Below are 17,072 nucleotides of genomic sequence, written 5' to 3'. Positions count from 1 at the left end.
CCACGCCTGGGGATCCGGGTGCGCCACCGCCCGGCTCACAGGACCTTGCTCAGGAACTCCCGGGTGCGGGGATGGCGGGGCGAGCCGAACACCTCGGCCGGCGGCCCCTCCTCCAGGATCACCCCGCCGTCGATGAAGACGACCCGATCCGCCACCTCCCGGGCGAACCCCATCTCGTGGGTCACCACCAGCATGGTCATGCCCTCGGCGGCCAGGTCCCGCATGACCTGGAGGACCTCGCCGACCAGCTCCGGGTCCAGGGCGGACGTCGGCTCGTCGAACAGCATGATCCTCGGCTCCATCGCCAGCGCCCTGGCGATGGCGACCCGCTGCTGCTGGCCGCCGGAGAGGCGGGAGGGGTACTGCGTGGCCTTGTCAGCCAGCCCCACCTTGCGCAGGAGCCGCAGGGCGAGCGCCTCGGCCTCGTCCCTGCGCATGCGCCGCACCTGCAGCGGTCCCTCCATCACATTCTGCAGCGCGGTCATGTGGGGAAACAGGTGAAAGCGCTGGAACACCATGCCGATCTTCGCCCGCATCCGGTTCAGATCGGCCTCCCGGGCCGGGACGAGCCGCCCGTTCACCTCGCGCATGCCGACCAGTTCCCCGTCGACGTAGATCCGGCCCTCCTGGATCGGCTCCAGGTAGTTGATGCAGCGGAGCAGGGTGGACTTCCCCGACCCGCTGGGGCCGATGATGCACACGACCTCGCCCGGGTCGACCCTCAGGCTCAGGCCCCGGAGCACCTCCAGGGAGCCGAAGCGCTTGTGCACGTTCTCGACCCGGATGATCGGCTCTGCCATCCCCCTACTCCTTCACCTCCAGACTCCGCTCCAGGCGAGCGGCGATCGCCGAGAGCACCACGGTCATCGCCAGGTAGAAGACCGAGACCCAGAGCCAGGTCTCGGCGGCGCGGAACGTGCGGGCGTACACTTCCCGGCCGTTCCGGAACAGCTCGTGCAGGGCCACGGCGCCCACGAGCGAGGTGTCCTTGGTGAGCGCCACCAGTTCGTTCACCAGGGGCGGCAGGGTGCGGCGGTAGGTCTGGGGCAGGATGATCCGCCGCATCGCCTGGGCATAGCTCATGCCGAGGGAGCGGGCCGCCTCCATCTGACCCCGGTCGATCGACTGGATGGCAGCCCGGATGATCTCCGCGATGTACGCGCCCGAGTTGATCCCCAGCGCCAGCACGCCCACGGTGAACTCCGGTAGCGTGATGCCGAACTCCGGGAGCGCCCCCCACAGCGCCATGATCTGAACCAGCGCCGGCGTGCCCCGGATCACGGTGACGTACAGGTTGGCGGCGGCCCGGAGGGGGAGACTGCGTGCGATCCGGCAGAGCGCCGCGATGAGTCCGAGGACCAGCCCGATGGCGAAGGAGCCGAAGGTCAGTTCGACCGTCACCACGGCCCCCCGGGCCAGGTGCGGGATGAGGTCGCGGGAGAACTCCCAGAAACCGGGCTGCAAGCGTCCCTTCCCCTCTCACGGAAGCGGCTGCGGGCGCGCCGGCCCCGGGGGCCGGGCGGACCGACCCCCGGGGCGCCGGGCACGGGCTAGCGGACGGAGATGTCGGAGCCGAACCACTTCTTGCTGATCGCCGCGAGGGTGCCGTCCTTCTTCATCTCGGCGATCGCGGCCTCGACGGCGGCCTTCAGTTCGGCGTCGTCCTTGCGGAGGGCAATCCCGACCGGCTCCGGCTCGGCGGCGGTCCCGGTGACCTCGAAGACGTCCGGCTTCTGCTTCACGTAGAAGAGGCCCACCGGCTCGTCGATCACGATCACGTCGGCCCGCTTCTGCTCCACGGCGATGAACGTGTCCGCGAAGCTATCGTAGGACTTGATCTCCTTGACCCCCTGGACGCTCCGGGCCAGGTCCTCCGAGGTGGTGTTCTTCTGCACCGCCACGACACGGCCCTTGAGGTCCTCGAGCTTCTTCACCGGGGCGGCGCCCTTGGGCACCACGAACACCTGGGCCAGCTTGGCGTACTCCACGAAGTCGACCTGCTGCTGGCGCTCCGGCGTGACGTTCATGCTGGAGATCACGGCGTCGAAGCGCCGGCCGGTGAGCCCGACCAGGAGGCCGTCCCACTCGGTGGAGACCATCTCGGCCTTGACGCCCAGCCGCCGGGCCACCTCGTTCGCCACGTCGACGTCGAAGCCGATGATGGTCTTGTTGTCCGTGTCCTTGTACTCCATCGGCGGGTAGGTGTCGTCGGTGGCGAAGGTCATCTTGCCGGCGTCCTTGATGCGCTGCGGCACGGCGATGCCGCCGGCCTGGGCCTGCTGGGTGGCCTGGCCCCCGGCGGGCTTGGCCTGCTCCTGACCGCCCTGACCCTGCGCGGCCTGGCCCTGCGCCGGCTGACCGCCGCCCGAAGCGGCCGGGGCGCTGCCCTTCCCGCACGCGGTGAGCGCGAGGGCGAGCACGGTCAGGAGCGCCAGCGCTGCCCCCTTCGCCCGGGACATCTTCGACATGTCGTGACCCCCTTGTGGTCCACACTTCCGGGTTCGGCCCCGGTGCCCATATCGGCGATTATGTTCCACAACCCACCCCCTCAAACCTCTTCCGGGTGGGGCGCGATTCACACATCGCCCGTCCATCGGTACGGGAGCTCCCACAGGGATCCCCGCTCGGCCATGGTCTCGAGCGCGTCGAGCGTGTCGCGGAGCACCTGCTGCTGCTTGGCCGCGTTGCCCGGCTGCCCCAGCGGCGCCCCCACCGGGTGGCGGACCCACACGGCCCGGGGCGGCTGCACCGCCGTCCACACCGCAGGCTCCACGCCCAGGCACACGGTGGGGATCCCCGCAGCCTCCACCCCCCGGGCGATGAGCGCTGCCGTCTGGTGGCAGAGGGGCGAGACGGCCACCACCACGACGGCGCCGGCCTGGGCGCGCCGCAGCCGCTCGACCAGGGCGGGCAGCGTCTCGGCGAGGAAGCGCGCCGGCCGGGGCAGGTGGCCCATCACGCTGTAGTGGAAGGGGGCCGGTCCGCCCACCACGCCCATGTCCGCCAGCTCGCGCAGCCGCTCCACCGGGAACACCACGTTGGGGTCGCGGACCGCGTGGCGATCGTCGTAGTACGGGTGGGCCACCTTCAGGTCCTCCGCCTCCACCACCCACGGGAACTCCCGGAAACCGGGGTCCCCCCAGGGCTGGCCGGGGTCGAAGGGCTCATGGAAGTCGTTGCCGAGGTACACCCCACCGGTCGTGACCAGCGCGACCCGCGCCCGGCGCACGGGCACCTGCACGTGCGCCCAGGGCACGAACGCGGTCCGCAGCCATTCGAACTCGGGGTCCTGCGCGCTCCGGATCGACCGGCGGATCGCCTCCAGCGCCGCTGCCGGATCGGACATACCCGTCTCTCCCGTCTCCTTCACGCCTCGCCGCCCTGCGGACCCCCGGGCAGCTCTTCGGGCAGGCCCTTCGCCCCGCCCCCCGGCGGCCCGCCGAGTCGGATACCCTCGTGACCGGGACCGGCGGTGCCGGCGACCGCCCGGCCGTCCGGTTCCAGCGTGGGGGTGAGGCCCAGCCGCCAGAGCGCGGTGGCCACGGGGTGGGGGTCGTCGGGCTCGGTCACGAGGGCGCAGACGCGCTTGACCTCGTCCGGCGCGGCGGCCATGGCCACCCCCGTACCCGCCCAGCTCAGCATCGAGAGGTCGAGGAGGGCGTCGCCCATCGCCACGACCTCCTCGGGTCGGTACCCCCGCGCCGCGCAGAACTCGGCGAGGGCGGTCCCCTTGTTCGCGTCCCGGTGCCACAGGTACAGGACGTGCTCGTCGTCGCGAGGAGCCCACAGTTCCCACTGCGTGTCGGGCAGGGCGGGCGCCAGCGGGAGGAGCGCCTCGCAGGACCGCTTGCCGTAAACCGCCATGAAGAGCGGAAGCTTGCCGCCCCGGTGGCGGGCCAGCGGCTCGCCCACGATGCGCGTCCACGGGTTCCAGATCTCCCACGGCCCGAAATCATCCGCCCGCCGCGTACCCAGGGACAGCCCGGAGTCCTGGACGGCGACCAGGGACGCGCCGGCCGCCTCCGCCGCCGACTCGATCGCTGCCACGGCGTCCGGGTGCATGCGGTGCTCCTTGAGCACCCTGCCGTCCGAGTCGACGATCTGCGCCCCGGCGATGGTGATGGCCGGGGTGCTCAGGCCCAGGGCCCGGTAGACGTCGAGCATGGCGTCCCAGTCGCGCCCGGTGGCGATGAGCACCTCCACCCCCTGCCGGCGCACGGTCTGCACCGCCCGGCGGTGCGCCTCGGGGAGTTGGCCCCGGGCGTCGAGCAGGGTGCCGTCCAGGTCGAGCACCAGGAGACGGTAACCGGGGTTCGGCACACGAGTCCCTCCAAGAAGCGGTCGCCCACGGCCGGCGCTCCACCCGCGCCCCGGGCCCCGCCGCCGGAGCCCCGGCCCGGGCGGGCCGCTCACAGCGGCGGCCGGGCCCAGGGGCCCCGGGCCGACTCGTACGCGGCGGCCGCGCGCAGCACGGTGACCTCGTCGAGCGGGCGGCCGAAGAACTGCAGCCCCACGGGCAACCCGCCCTTTGCCTGGCCGCACGGCACGGTCACGGCCGGCAGGCCGGTGTGGTCCAGGGGGCTGGTGAGCCGCACCAGGGCCGATCGCACCTCGAGGGTGCGGCCCTCCACCTGGACCTCGCTCTCACCGAGCCGGGGCGCCGGCACCGGCACCGCCGGGGTGGCGACGACGTCGACCCGGGCCAGGACGGCCGCGTACTCCCGCCGCAGGCGGGACCGCAGGCGCTGGGCCAGCACGTAGGCCGCCGCGGGCAGGAGCGCGCCGGCCTGGAGGCGGGTGCGCACCTCGGGGCCGTAACCGCCGGGCTCTTCCCGCAGCCGCCGGGCGTGCCAGCTGGCGGCCTCGGCGGCGATGATCGGCGTGTGGATGGCCGGCACGACCGCCGTGGTGGGGAGCGACACCGGCACCCGGACCGCCCCGAGCTCCTCCAGGACCTGCACGGCCGCCAGCACCGCGGCCCGCACGTCCGGTTGGACGTACTCAAAATAGTACTCCTCCGGAACCCCGATGCGAAGCCCCCGGACGTCGCGGTCCAGCGCGGCGGCGTAGTCGGGCACCGGGGCGGCGATGGAGGTCGGGTCGTCCGGGTCGTGCCCGGCGATGGCCGCCAGCACCAGCGCCGCGTCGGCCACCGTGCGGGAGAGGGGGCCGGCGTGGTCCAGGGACCACGCCAGCGGGATCACGCCGCGGCGGGATACCCGGCCATAGGTGGGCTTGAGCCCCACGAGGCCGGTGAGGGCGGCGGGGATGCGGATCGACCCCCCCGTGTCGCTGCCCAGGCCGGCGTGGCACATCCCCGCGGCAACGGCGGCCGCCGTCCCGCTCGACGAGCCCCCGGTGTGACGCTCCCGGTCCCACGGGTTCCGGGACGGCCCGTAGTGCGGGTTGGCGCCCGTCGCCCCGAAGGCGATCTCGTGCAGGTTGTGCTTGCCCACCAGGACGGCTCCCGCCTCCCGCAGGCGCCGCACCGCCGTGGCATCCTGCCGCGGTACGTAGCCGTCCAGCGCCCGGGTGCCCGCGGTGGTGGGCACGCCGGCCACGTCGTACAGGTCCTTGAGGCCGATCGGGACGCCGTGCAGCGGCCCCCGGTAGTTCCCCCGCAGGATCTCGGCCTCGGCGGCCCGCGCCGACTCCCTGGCCGCATCGGCCAGGACGGTGATGTGCGCGTTCAGCTGCGGCTCGAGCGCCTCGATGCGCGCGAGGACCGCCTCGGTCACCTCGACGGGCGACACCTGGCGGCCCCGGAGGAGCGGGGCCAGCTCGGAGATGGGCATGAAGGCCAGCTCGTCCTCACCGGCCAGTGCCCGGAGGCCGTCCGGGCCGGATCCGCCGCCCGGAGGGGGTGACCCGTCCCGTCCGTTTCCGGCCGCCGGCGGCGGAGCGCCTCCGGGCCCGAGCGGCGCCGGCGCCAGAACCGGCTCCTCGTCGAAGAGGTCGACCCCCTCGGCGGCCCGCTCGAGCGCCTCGAGCCACGCCCCGAGGGTGCGCGCCACGGCCTCCCGCTCCTCGGGGGTGAGGGGAAGATCCGCCGCCTCGGCCATCCGACGCACCGTTTCCGGGTCCACCTGCGACCACCCCTCCGTACCTTGTGGTTGTCCGGTGGAGGAGATTCGGCTGCAGCCCTATGGGTTCCTCCGGTGGCGGCCGATCCTCCGCAGGCGAGCGCAGGCGGGAACAACTGCAGAAATCGCGAATCGGGCCCCGCGCCAGGTTTGCAGAAAACGCAGTTGCCACCCGGGAGGTGGGTGAAAGAGTGCCCGGACGCGCCCGTAGTTTACCGATATCGTGGCGTTCTGTTCACCTGCCTGGGCAAGTCGAGCACAGTTCGGCCGCGGTTCCGCGGATTCTGCACACGAAGGATCGCGGCGGGTTTGCCAGAAATGCAGTGCCAGGGCTTGTGGTACCCGCGTGCTCTGGGAGGGGGGTGCCCGGTTCCCGGCCGGCGCCGGTCGCCCTGAGATCCGACTTCACCCCCGAGAGGTCGGAACCGTCGCGTGGCGGCCGAACTCCCACCGGAGGGCGGAGACGACCTTCCCGGCGAAGGTGTCCGCCTGCCGGGACCGAAGGCGCATGGCGTAGGCGAGGGCGATGCCCGGCAGCGGCACCCCCCGGGACCAGGCCTCCTGGATGGCCCAGTTGCCGGTGTCGCCGCCGCCGACCACCCCCGTGATGCCGGCGAGGTCCGGGTCCCGGCGGAATGCGGCGGCCGCCAGCTCGAGGAGCCAGCCCCGGATCACGCTGCCGTTCTGCCACAGGTCCGCGAGGGACGCCAGGTCGTACTCGTAGGGCGCGGACCGCAGAAGCTCGAACCCTTCGCCGAGGGCCTCCAGGAAGGCGTACTCGATGGCGTTGTGGACCATCTTGGCGTAGTGGCCCGCCCCCGCCGGGCCCACCCGGGCGTAACCGCCGGGGCGGGCGATCGCCCGGAAGAGGGGCTCCGCCAGGGCGAACGGCTCCGGGTCGCCGCCGATCATGAGGCAGAGCCCCCGCTCCGCCCCCTCGATGCCGCCGCTGGAGCCGCAGTCGAGGAAGTGGATCCCTCGCGCGCGCAGGAGATCGTGCCGGCGCAGCGAGTCGCGGTAGAAGGAGTTTCCCCCGTCGATGACCACGTCCCCTGCCTCCAGCGCGGGGCCGAGGGCATCGACCACCTGGTCCACCGGCTCCCCGGCCGGCACCATGATCCAGACCACCCGCGGCGGCCGGAGGCGCGCCGCCACGTCCGCGGGGTCCGCGGCGGCGGTGGCTCCAGCCGCCACGGCGGCGGCCACGGCGGCCTCGTCCCGATCGTGGACCACCACGTCGAACCCCGCCTCGAGGAGGCGCCGCGCCACGCCGCCACCCATCCGGCCGAGACCGATCACGCCAAACGCCCTGTCTGCCATTCGCGCACATCCTCGTCCGAGATTCCGGATTCCCTCCCGGGTCCGGCGGTGCCGGAACCGGCCGGGGCCTCAGCCCCCGCCGCCCCCGGGTGGGTGGCGGGCCCGCAACCGCGCGAGGACGTCGAACTCCTCCCGGACCTTCGTGTCCACGCGGCGGTAGAGGTCGAACAGCTCCCGGTAGTGTGCGTGCCGGTCCGGGTCGGGCGCCACGCGCTCGCGCACCCCCACGAACCGGTGCACCGCCTCCAGGCCCGGGAAGAGGCCGAGCGCGACGCCGCCCAGGACGAACGCCCCGAGCGCGGTGGACTCCACCTGGTCGGGGACGGCGACCTCGCGCCCGAGCACGTCGGCGCACACCGACAGCCACAGGGGCGACCGGGCCAGCCCGCCCGCGGCCCGCACCTCCCGCGCGGGCCCGGCCAGCTCCTCCAGGGGCTCCAGCACGCTGGCGAGGCGGAAGGCGATCCCTTCCAGGGCCGAGCGGACCAGGTGTCCCCGGCCGTGCTCCAGGCCGAGGCCGAACCACACCCCCCGCATGCGGGCGTTGAACCCGGGCGAGCGCTCGCCGCTCAGGTAGGGCAGGAACAGGAGGCCACCCGCCCCCGGCGGGACCGCTGCCGCCTCGGCCAGCAGGGTCTCGTAGGGCGTGTCCGGCGCGTACAGCCGGTCCCGCACCCAGGCGAGGACCATCCCGCCGCTGCTCAGCGACCCTCCCAGCACGTAGCGGCCCGGTGCGAGATGGTAGCACCAGAGGCGCGCCCGGGGGTCGGTGCGGGGCACGGGCAGCACCGCCCGCAGGGCGGCGCTGGTTCCGACCGTCGCCGCCAGCACCCCGGGCTCGATGGCGCCGCTGCCGAGGTTGGCGAGCATTCCGTCGCCGGCCCCCACCACGACCGGGGTCCCCGCCCGCAGCCCGAGCCTGGCGGCGGCCTCCCGCAGCAGGGGCAGGGCCGTCGTGGGCGGGACGAGGGCCGGCAACCGGGAGGGGTCGACCCCCGCCCAGGCGAGTGCCCCCGGGTCCCAGTCGAGCCGGGAGACGTCCACCAGCCCCGTGGCCGACGCCACGCTGTGGTCCAGGGCCCACTCCCCGGTCCAGTGGCGGATCAGCAGCGACTTGGGGTCGGCGAAGCCGGCTGCCCGGGACCAGAGGTCGGGTCGCTCCTCCCGGAGCCAGCGCAGCTTGTAGAGCGGGTACATCGGGTGGGGCGGGCAGCCCGTGCGGGCGGCCAGGCCCGCCCAGTCGGGGCGGGCACGCATGGCGTCCGCCTGAGGGGCGGCGCGCCCGTCGGCCCAGGTGAGGACGGGAGTGAGCGGCGCCCCCCGCGCGTCGAGCGCGCCGAGCCCGTGCAGGTAGGTCGAGAGCACGAGGCCGAGCACGTCTCCCGGCCCCGCGCCGGCCTGCGCGAGCGCGGCCGGTACGGCCGCGTCGGCGGCGGCCAGCAGCTCGGCCGGGTCCTGCTCGACACGGCCGGACCCGGGCGTCCGCAGGGGGTACGACCGACCCGCCTGTCCCAGCACACGCCCGTCGGGGGCGAAGGCGAACGCCCGGCACGACGTCGTGCCCAGGTCGACGGCGATCAGCACGGGCTGCCCGCTCACAGCTTCTTCCGGGCGGCTGCCCGTGAGGTCTCGTGGATGACGGCCCGGGCCCGTTCGGGGTCGGCCAGGACCATCGCCACGTAGAGGGCGTCGATCACCGCCAGCTGAACGATGCGCGAGGTCATCGAGTCGGTGCGGTACTGCGTCTCCCGGCACGGGGCCAGGAGCACCAGCTCCGCCGCCCGCGCCGCCGGCGAACCCGGAAAGCCGGTCAAGAGGACCGTCGCGGCGCCGCGGGCCCGCGCCGACTCCAGCGCCTCCACGATGTCCCGCGAATCGCCTGAGTGGGAGACGGCCACCACGGCGTCGCCCGGACCCAGGACCGCCGCGGCCATCCCCTGGACGTGCGAGTCCCAGAGCGGGGTGGACACGATGCCGATCTTGAGCAGCTTGTGGGCCAGGTCGAGGGCCACCGGCGCCGACCCGCCGAAGCCCATCACCACCACCCGGCGCGCCTGGAGGAGCACGTCACGCACCCGGGCCAGGACGGCCGGATCGACGGCAGGCAGCGCGTCGTCCAGCGCCTGGCGGGTCGCGGCGAAGATCTTCTGCACCACGGTGTCCGGGCCGTCGCCCTCGCGGATGTCGCCCGCCGCGGCCACCGGCGCGCCGGTGAGCGAGCGCGCGATGTCGATCTTGAACTCGTGAAAGCCATCGTACCCCAGCTTGCGGTAGAGACGGACGATCACGGTCTCCGAGACACCGCAGCGGGCGGCGATGGCCGAGATCGAGAGCGAGACGAATCCGTTCGGGTCTGCGAGCAGGAAATCGGCCACCGCCTGCTCCTTGGCGGAGAGGTGCGGCCAGCGGGCCCGGATCCGGGCCTCCACGGCCGTCCCGACCCGCACGCCCGAGCTCCCTTCCATGCGGACTACCCCTTCACGGCCCCGGCCGTCAGGCCGCGGACGATGTAGCGCTGGGTCACGAGCCCGAGGATCACGACCGGCAGCGTGATGATCACCGCCGCGGCCATGAGGGCGCCCCAGTTGATCTCCGAGTAGGAGAGGAAGTTGAAGATCGCCACCGGCAGAGTCTTGGTCCGGGCTCCCGTGAGGATCACGGAAAACATGAAGTTGTTCCAGGAGAAGATGAAGGCCAGGATGCCGGAGGTGACGAGGCCCGGGCCGGAGATCGGGAGCACGACCCGCCAGAAGGCGCCCGCCTCGGTGCAGCCGTCGACCATCGCTGCCTCGATGACCTCAGTGGGAATGGCCTCGAAGAAGGCGATCATCACCCAGACGATGAAGGGCATGACCACCAGCAGGTGGCTGAGGATCAGGGCCGTGTAGGTGTCGACCAGCTTCAGCTTGCTGAAGAAGATGTACCACGGCACCAGGAAGGTGATGCCCGGCACGATCCGGGCCACCAGGATGACCATGCCGAGGCCGTGCTGGCGGTACCGGGCGATGGCATACGCCGCCGGCAGGCCGAGGACAAATCCGGCCAGGGTCGACCCCGCCGCCACCACGAAGCTGTTCCAGATATAGGTGCCGAAGCGCTGGGCCTGCAGGACCTCGACGTAGTTCTCGAGCGTGGGCTGCCAGATCCACTGCGGCGGGGTGGCCGTGATCTGCACCTGGGTCTTGAACGACGACATGACCATCCACGCGAAGGGGAACAGGAAGACGGCCAGCACCACGGCCACGCCGAGGCCATGGAGGACGCTGACGAGTGTGCGCAGGCGTCCCCGGCTCACATCAGCACCCCCCGGCGCGCCCGGTTCAGGAGCACCACGACCCCCAGCACCAGGGCGAAGAAGATCTCCAGCAGCGCGGAGGCCATGCCCATCCGGAAGTAGCTGAAGCCGAGCGTGTAGGCGTACAGGTTCAGCGTCTCGGAGGCGTAGTTCGGGCCGCCCTGGGTCATCGCGTAGATGATGTCGAAGGTCTTCAGGGCGTCGATCGCGCGCAGGATCACCGCGACGCCGATGGTCGGCCGCAGGAGCGGCAGGGTGACGTGCCACAGCACCTGCAGCGGGGTGGCGCCGTCGACCTGGGCCGCCTCGAAGGGATCCGCCGGCAGGGAGGCCAACCCGGCCAGGACGATCAGAGCGACCATGGGGGTCCACTGCCAGATGTCGACGAGGGCCAGCGAGGGCAGCGCACCCCGCTCAGAGGCCAGCCAGGGCTGGGGCGGCAGGTGGAACAGGCCGAGCACGTAGTTCGCCAGGCCGATGGTCGGCTCGTAGAAGAGGAGCCACACCATCCCGATCGCCACCGGGGTGGCGATCATCGGCAGCAGCACGAGGGTCTTGACCAGGTTCTTCCCCGGAAAGTCCCGGTTCAGCAGGAGGGCGATGGCGACCCCGAGCACGGTTTCCACCACGAGGGCGAGGCCGGTGAAGTAGATCGTCCGCCACACGGCCATCCAGAAGCGCGGATCGGCGCCGAGGAGGGTCGCGTAGTTGCGCAGCCCCACGAGGCGCGGCGGCGTGACGGCGGACATCGACCACTCGTGCAGGGACAGCCACGCCGTGTACACGATGGGGAACAGCATCATCACGACGACGAACGCCAGTGCCGGCAGCGGGAACAGCCATCGCACCGCCTGATCTGCCCGGATCCCCATCCACGCACCCCGCTCTCGGAGCGTGCCGCCCGGGCCGGCCTGGCCGGCCCGGGCGGCTCCCCCGGCTTCCGTCACTTGCTCTCGCTGTCGATCAGCTGCTGGAAGCGCGCGTTCGCGTCCTTGGCGGCCGCGGCCACGTCCTTGCCGGTGATGGCCGCCGTGATGACCTCGCCGATGATGTCCCGGGCCTGGCCCACGTTGATCACCTGGGGCCGGTCGGCCGGTCGGCCCACGGCGCTGGACTTCCGGGCCACCTCGACCCACTCCGCCGGCCACGCCTTGGTGCCCTCGGGGTTTTCCCAGACCGACTTCCGGGCGCCGGGGTTACCGGCCGACTGGGTCTTCAGGACGATCTCCTTGCTGGTCGCCCACTTCACGAACTCCCAGGCCGCGTCCCTGTTCTTGCTGGAGGCGGCGATGCTGATGCCCCAGGACGTCACCGAGTACGGCAGCGAGCCCTTGTCGCCGGCGGGGAACTGGGCGAAGCCGACCTTGTCGGCGACGGTGGACTTCTTCGGGTCGGTGACGTTGTTGTAGAGGGAGTTGGCGTCGAGCCACATGGCCGCCTTGCCCTGGGCGAAGAGCGCCGCCGCCTGCGGCCAGGACATGTTCAGCACGCCGGGCGGGCCGTACTCCCGCAGCAGCTTGCCGTAGAACGTGAACGCCTTGATCGCCTCGGGGGTGGCGATGGCGGCCTTGCCGTCCTGCAGGAAGTCCCCGCCCATGCTGTAGAGGAAGCTCGAGAACTGGGTGACCGCCGGGTTGCCCTGGCCCCGCATGACGATCCCGTAGACGCCGCCGCTGGGGTCATGGAGCGCCTTGGCGGCCGCCTCGAGTTCCTCCATCGTGGTCGGAACCTTGATCCCCTTCGCCTCGAAGAGGTCCTTCCGGTAGTAGATGATCTGCTGCTCGGTGATGAGGGGGATGCCGGTGAGGTGCCCCTGCACGGTCTCCGTCTCGACCGGGCCGGGGTAGAAATCCGCGAAGTCGTAGTCGGCCGGGGTCTTGGCGCTATCCTTCAGGTACTCGTTCAGGTCCGCGTACCAGCCGTTCTTCTGGAAGAGCTTGGCCTCCTGGAGCGGCCGCTGCATGAACACGTCGACGGTACCGCCGCCCGCCGTCAGCTCGACCGTCAGCTTCTGGGTCAGCTGGTTCTCGGCGATGCTCTCCATGTTGACCTTGATGCCCGTCTTCTGCTCGAACTCGGGCAGCAGGCCCTTGATCGTGTCCGTCCAGGGGTGGTTGGCGGCCAGGAAGCGGATCGTGGTGCCGGCGTACGGCTGGCTCGCGGCGGGCTTCTCCGTGCCCGGCTGCCCCTGCTGGCCGGCGGCCGGCTGCCCGGCAGGCTTCGAGCAGGCGCTGAGGAGGACGGCGAACGCCGCGGCCCAGGCGAGACGGTGCAGGACCCGTTTCACGTGTGTACCCCCTCTTGCGGTGCTGGTAGTGCTGGTACGACTGGAGCGAACGAGGCACTCCGACCACAACGTAACAAATTTACTCGACGGGAGCAAGAGGAGGAAAATCGTTTTCTAGCACCCCCGCGAAGCCGGCACTCCCGGTACGCCGGTCCCCCACGACCCACAATCCGCCACTCACCACTCCGCGACGGTGCCGTCGGCGTTGCGCCACACCGGGTTGTGCCAGTCGTGGCCGGTGCGGGCCGCCTCCCGCACCTTCGCCTCGTCGATCTCGATGCCCAGCCCCGGGCCCTTCGGCAGCTCGACGTACCCGTCCTTGTACCGGAAGACGCCGGGGTCGGCGAGGTAGTCGAGGAGGTCGGCGCCCCGGTTGTAGTGGATCCCGAGGCTCTGCTCCTGGATGAAGGCGTTGGGCGAGCAGGCGTCGACCTGAAGGCATGCCGCCAGCGCGATGGGGCCCAGCGGGCAGTGGGGAGCCAGGGCCACGTCGTACGCCTCGGCCATGGCGGCGATCTTGCGAACCTCCGTGATCCCGCCGGCGTGCGAGAGGTCGGGCTGGATGATGTCGACCGCGCCGCCGGCGAGGAGGCCCTTGAAGTCCCAGCGGGAGAAGAGCCGCTCGCCGGTGGCGATCGGGATCGTCGTGTGCCGGGCCACCTCGCGCAGGGCCTCGGGATGTTCGGGGAGCACGGGCTCCTCGATGAACATCGGCCGGTACGGCTCCAGTTCCTTGGCCAGCACCTTCGCCATCGCCCGGTGGACGCGGCCGTGGAAGTCGACCGCGATGTCCACGCCCTTGCCCACCGCCTCCCGCACGGCGGCCAGGCGCCGCACCGCCGCCTCCACCTTCTCCAGCGAGTCGATGTAGTGCATCTCCTCGGTGCCGTTCATCTTGATGGCCGTGAGGCCCGCCTCGACCTGCCGGCGGGCCTGCTCGGCCACGTCGGCGGGCCGGTCGCCGCCGATCCAGTTGTACACCCGGATCCGGTCCCGGCACGGGCCGCCGAGGAGCTCGTACACCGGGGCCCCGTGGTACTTGCCCTTGATGTCCCAGAGCGCCTGGTCGATGCCGGCGATCGCGCTCATCAGCACCGGGCCGCCGCGGTAGAACCCGCCCCGGTACATCACCTGCCAGTGGTCCTCGATCCGGAGCGGGTCCTTCCCGACGAGGTAGCCCGCCAGCTCCTTCACGGCCGCCAGGACGGTGTCGGCCCGGCCCTCCACCACCGGCTCGCCCCAGCCCGTGATCCCCTCGTCGGTCTCGACCTTCAGGAAGAGCCAGCGGGGCGGGACCTTGAACAGTTCCATCCGCGTGATCTTCACGTCGCGTGCACCTCGCTTGCGGGCTGCGCTGTCCAGAGCCCTACTGTTCGGCCCAGGGGCAGGGGGTTCCTCTGCGGCGGGCGGCAGCCGGCACGCCCCACGCCGTGTTCCGCCTGAGCCCGCGGGACCTCGTCCGCATCACGGGCGGCACGGTCGCCGACGTGCGGGAGGGGTGATGGAAAGGCCGCCCCCGCCTGTGTGGCGGGGGCGGCCTTCCTTCCGGCGCCGACAGTCGCACGCGGTCCTTACCAGCGGCGGGGGGCGGCGCGGCGGGAGCGATCCTCGCGGGGGCGCTCCTCGCGCGGCCGGGCCTCGTTCACCGTGATGGTCCGGCCGTCGAATTCCTGGCCGTTCAGGGAGGCGATCACGGCCTCGGCGGCGTCCGCCGGCACCTCCACGAAGCCGAAGCCCCGGGAGCGGCCGGTCTCACGGTCGGTGGCGATCCGGGCCGAGATCACCTCGGCGTACTGGCTGACGAGTTGCTGGAGGTCCCCCTCCGTGGTGGCCCAGGACAGGTTGCCGAAATACAGCGTCTTGGTCATGCGCGCGTCTCCTCACGCGGTTCCGATTTCGGCCCGAACACGGCGCAGGGCGGCACCCGGTCTGCCCGCAGTAGCCGCCCTGGTCCGGACCCAAGTTGCAACTCGCGGAGGAACCGTTGTGCGCCGGCGCGCTCACCGGCCGATGGTCCCATCATACACCACCGCTGCCGGACCTGCAAGTGCCGATCCGCCCCGAGGCGTCAGAACCGCCGAATGACGTTGTAGAACGTGTCCCGCTGGGCCGGATGGAAGCCGGCGTCCCGGATGAGCCGGACGGCGTCGTCCGGGTTCACGTGGTGGATCGTCCCGGCGGCGGAGACCACGTTCTCCTCCATCATCGTCCCGCCGAAGTCGTTGGCGCCGAAGCGCAGCGCCACCTGGGCGAGCTTCGGGCCCTGCGTCACCCACGACACCTGGATGTTCGGGATGTTGTCCAGGATCAGCCGGGCCACCGCCATGATGCGCAGGTAGTCCCAGCCGGTGCCGAGGTGATATCCCCCCTCCGCTTCCATCTCCAGCCCCAGCCGGGTGCCGCCGGGCTGGAAGTCCCAGTGGATGAAGGCCATGTACCCGCCGTACCGGTCCTGGGAGTTGCGGATCCGGACCAGGGTCTCGACCTGCTCCTCCACCGTCTCGACGTGCCCGTACATCATCGTGGCGGTGGTGTTGAGCCCGAGTTCCTGGGCGACCTCCATGACCTCGAACCACTGGTCGGTCAGGACCTTGCCCTTGCCGATGCGCCGCCGGACCCGGTCGACGAGGATCTCGCCGCCGCCGCCGGGGATCGACCGCAGGCCGGCGTCCCTGAGCGCCTGGATGCACTCCCGCAGGGTCATCCGGGAGATGCGGGCGAGGAACCAGATCTCGGCGGGCGAGAACCCGTGGACGGTGAGCTGGGGGAACTTCGACTGGATGCGGTGGATGAGTTCCTGGTAGTATTCGAGCTTCAGGTCCGGATTGAGGCCGCCCTGGAGCAGGACCTGCGTGCCGCCCTGGTCGACCAGCTCCTGGCACTTCCGGTCGAGCTCCTCCCACGAGAGGACGTAGCCCTCGGGGTGCCCCGGGTCGCGCTTGAAGGCGCAGAACGAGCACTGCGCGGCGCAGATGTTCGTGTAGTTGATGTTCCGGTCGATGATGAAGGTCACCGTGTCATCCGGGTGGAAGCGGCGGCGCACGTGGTCGGCCGCAGCGGCGATCTCCAGGAGGTCCGGGCTCTTCATGAGCGCCAGGCCGTCCTCGAAGGTGAGCCGCTCGCCAGCGTACGCCTTCTCGAGGATGTGCCGGATGCCGGTGCCGGTGGCGATGCTCAACGCCCTTCCTCCCCCCAGACCCGCAGGACCGGCACCTCTGCCAGTTCGCCCAGGGCGTGGGCGTGGCGGAAGAAGGTGAGGAGTGCCTCGCGGTACCGCGGGCCGAACTCGTGCCGGATGAGCCGGAAGTAGTCCTCGATCACGGGTTCCGGCAGGTGCCGGCGCCGGCGGGCCTCCGCCAGGAGCGCGTCCCGGTGGGTCCAGGAGTACGCCTGGCTCTCCTGCAGGAGCCGGCCCACCAGCCACACGCCCTCGGGGCTCCTCCGGGCGAATTCGGCCCGGATCACCCACAGGGCGTACACCATCGGGAGCCCGGTCATCTCCTTCCAGGCCTCGCCGAGGTCCAGGGCGAGGACGCCGGGATACCGCCCCTCCCGGCGGGCCTGGTCGGCCAGGAGGGCGTCGTCGCCGATCATGAGCGCGGCGTCGGCCCCGGCCAGCATCGCGTCCAGGTCGGGGGCCATGCGCACGTACTCGGGCACGAGCCCCAGGTGCCGCTCGAGGATGATGCGGGTCAGCACCACCGAGGTGGCCGAGGCCGTGGTCAGCGCCACCCGCCGCACCCGGGGCAGGGGGACCCGGTGGAAGAGCAGGATGCTCGCCACCCGGCCGTCCGCGCTGATGGAGAGGTCCGGCAGGAGGACGCAGCGGTCGGCGTGACGGCCGAACTCGATCGAGGAGATCGGCGTGATGTCGAGGCTACCGTCCAGGAACAGGCGGTTCAGCTCGGACGGCACGCCCCGGCGCACGGCGACCGGCAGGTCGATGATCCCCTGCTCGATGCCGAAGTACACCGGCAGCGTGTTCAGGTAGTCGATGTAACCCAGACGCACCGGCCCCAGCCGCCACAGGGCACCCGCCTCGGGCGTGCGGGCCAGCGCCGCTCCGGGCCAGGTCTCGAGGGCCACG

General features: G+C 71.9%; 16 protein-coding genes. All 16 read right to left on the bottom strand.

What is annotated here, in order from left to right:
- Nucleotides 1-35: 35 nt before the first annotated feature.
- Nucleotides 36-800: an ectoine/hydroxyectoine ABC transporter ATP-binding protein EhuA gene (gene ehuA, locus caldi_RS01205; protein ID WP_264843259.1), complete on the bottom strand. Its 765-nt coding sequence runs from the start codon at nt 798-800 to the stop codon at nt 36-38.
- Between the two features lie 4 nt (nt 801-804).
- A complete protein-coding gene (locus tag caldi_RS01200) occupies nt 805-1,464 on the bottom strand; it encodes an amino acid ABC transporter permease (protein ID WP_264843258.1) in 660 nt (219 codons plus the stop codon).
- An 86-nt stretch (nt 1,465-1,550) separates the two neighbouring features.
- On the bottom strand, nt 1,551-2,468 hold the full coding sequence (locus caldi_RS01195; RefSeq protein ID WP_264843257.1) for an ABC transporter substrate-binding protein: 918 nt from the start codon (nt 2,466-2,468) through the stop codon (nt 1,551-1,553).
- 107 nt (nt 2,469-2,575) lie between these two features.
- Nucleotides 2,576-3,370 carry a glycine/betaine/sarcosine/D-proline family reductase selenoprotein B gene (locus caldi_RS01190; RefSeq protein WP_264843256.1) on the bottom strand — a complete coding sequence of 265 codons (795 nt, stop codon included), beginning with the start codon at nt 3,368-3,370 and terminating at the stop codon, nt 2,576-2,578.
- Complete coding sequence (locus caldi_RS01185; RefSeq protein ID WP_264843255.1) at nt 3,367-4,320, bottom strand: HAD family hydrolase; 954 nt, start codon at nt 4,318-4,320, stop codon at nt 3,367-3,369. Before caldi_RS01185 ends, caldi_RS01190 begins: the two co-directional genes overlap by 4 nt.
- Nucleotides 4,321-4,409: 89 nt before the next feature.
- The gene (locus caldi_RS01180) at nt 4,410-6,086 is read right to left on the bottom strand and encodes an amidase (RefSeq protein WP_264843254.1); all 1,677 of its coding nucleotides are present in this window, start codon (nt 6,084-6,086) and stop codon (nt 4,410-4,412) included.
- Nucleotides 6,087-6,488: 402 nt separating this feature from the next.
- Complete coding sequence (gnd, locus tag caldi_RS01175) at nt 6,489-7,403, bottom strand: phosphogluconate dehydrogenase (NAD(+)-dependent, decarboxylating) (protein WP_264843253.1); 915 nt, start codon at nt 7,401-7,403, stop codon at nt 6,489-6,491.
- A 69-nt stretch (nt 7,404-7,472) separates the two neighbouring features.
- The gene (locus caldi_RS01170; protein WP_264843252.1) at nt 7,473-9,002 is read right to left on the bottom strand and encodes a gluconokinase; all 1,530 of its coding nucleotides are present in this window, start codon (nt 9,000-9,002) and stop codon (nt 7,473-7,475) included.
- The gene (locus caldi_RS01165; protein WP_264843251.1) at nt 8,999-9,868 is read right to left on the bottom strand and encodes a MurR/RpiR family transcriptional regulator; all 870 of its coding nucleotides are present in this window, start codon (nt 9,866-9,868) and stop codon (nt 8,999-9,001) included. Before caldi_RS01165 ends, caldi_RS01170 begins: the two co-directional genes overlap by 4 nt.
- A 5-nt stretch (nt 9,869-9,873) precedes the next feature.
- Nucleotides 9,874-10,698, bottom strand: coding sequence for a carbohydrate ABC transporter permease (locus tag caldi_RS01160; protein ID WP_264843250.1), 825 nt, complete (start codon nt 10,696-10,698; stop codon nt 9,874-9,876).
- Nucleotides 10,695-11,570, bottom strand: a complete 876-nt coding sequence (locus caldi_RS01155; protein ID WP_264843249.1) for a carbohydrate ABC transporter permease — start codon at nt 11,568-11,570, stop codon at nt 10,695-10,697. Before caldi_RS01155 ends, caldi_RS01160 begins: the two co-directional genes overlap by 4 nt.
- A gap of 71 nt (nt 11,571-11,641) precedes the next feature.
- The gene (locus caldi_RS01150; protein WP_264843248.1) at nt 11,642-12,985 is read right to left on the bottom strand and encodes an ABC transporter substrate-binding protein; all 1,344 of its coding nucleotides are present in this window, start codon (nt 12,983-12,985) and stop codon (nt 11,642-11,644) included.
- Between the two features lie 177 nt (nt 12,986-13,162).
- On the bottom strand, nt 13,163-14,311 hold the full coding sequence (gene dgoD / locus caldi_RS01145; protein WP_264843247.1) for a galactonate dehydratase: 1,149 nt from the start codon (nt 14,309-14,311) through the stop codon (nt 13,163-13,165).
- A gap of 245 nt (nt 14,312-14,556) precedes the next feature.
- The gene (locus tag caldi_RS01140; RefSeq protein WP_264843246.1) at nt 14,557-14,853 is read right to left on the bottom strand and encodes an RNA recognition motif domain-containing protein; all 297 of its coding nucleotides are present in this window, start codon (nt 14,851-14,853) and stop codon (nt 14,557-14,559) included.
- 200 nt (nt 14,854-15,053) lie between these two features.
- On the bottom strand, nt 15,054-16,163 hold the full coding sequence (gene mqnC / locus caldi_RS01135) for a cyclic dehypoxanthinyl futalosine synthase (protein ID WP_264843245.1): 1,110 nt from the start codon (nt 16,161-16,163) through the stop codon (nt 15,054-15,056).
- Nucleotides 16,160-17,071 carry a menaquinone biosynthetic enzyme MqnA/MqnD family protein gene (locus caldi_RS01130; protein ID WP_264843244.1) on the bottom strand — a complete coding sequence of 304 codons (912 nt, stop codon included), beginning with the start codon at nt 17,069-17,071 and terminating at the stop codon, nt 16,160-16,162. Before caldi_RS01130 ends, mqnC begins: the two co-directional genes overlap by 4 nt.
- Between the last annotated feature and the right edge of the window lies 1 nt (nt 17,072).

Source organism: Caldinitratiruptor microaerophilus (assembly GCF_025999835.1).
GTDB lineage: Bacteria > Bacillota > Sulfobacillia > Symbiobacteriales > ZC4RG38 > Caldinitratiruptor > Caldinitratiruptor microaerophilus.
The sequence above is the reverse complement of the archived record's forward strand: the minus strand, read 5'-3'. Positions and strand labels throughout refer to the sequence as shown.

What these genes read in the sequence shown, in the direction of transcription:
- ehuA (WP_264843259.1), bottom strand. Translation starts at nt 800, where the DNA reads ATGGCAGAGCCGATCATCCGGGTCGAGAACGTGCACAAGCGCTTCGGC.
- caldi_RS01195 (WP_264843257.1), bottom strand. Translation starts at nt 2,468, where the DNA reads ATGTCGAAGATGTCCCGGGCGAAGGGGGCAGCGCTGGCGCTCCTGACC.
- gnd (WP_264843253.1), bottom strand. Translation starts at nt 7,403, where the DNA reads ATGGCAGACAGGGCGTTTGGCGTGATCGGTCTCGGCCGGATGGGTGGC.
- caldi_RS01165 (WP_264843251.1), bottom strand. Translation starts at nt 9,868, where the DNA reads ATGGAAGGGAGCTCGGGCGTGCGGGTCGGGACGGCCGTGGAGGCCCGG.
- caldi_RS01155 (WP_264843249.1), bottom strand. Translation starts at nt 11,570, where the DNA reads ATGGGGATCCGGGCAGATCAGGCGGTGCGATGGCTGTTCCCGCTGCCG.
- caldi_RS01140 (WP_264843246.1), bottom strand. Translation starts at nt 14,853, where the DNA reads ATGACCAAGACGCTGTATTTCGGCAACCTGTCCTGGGCCACCACGGAG.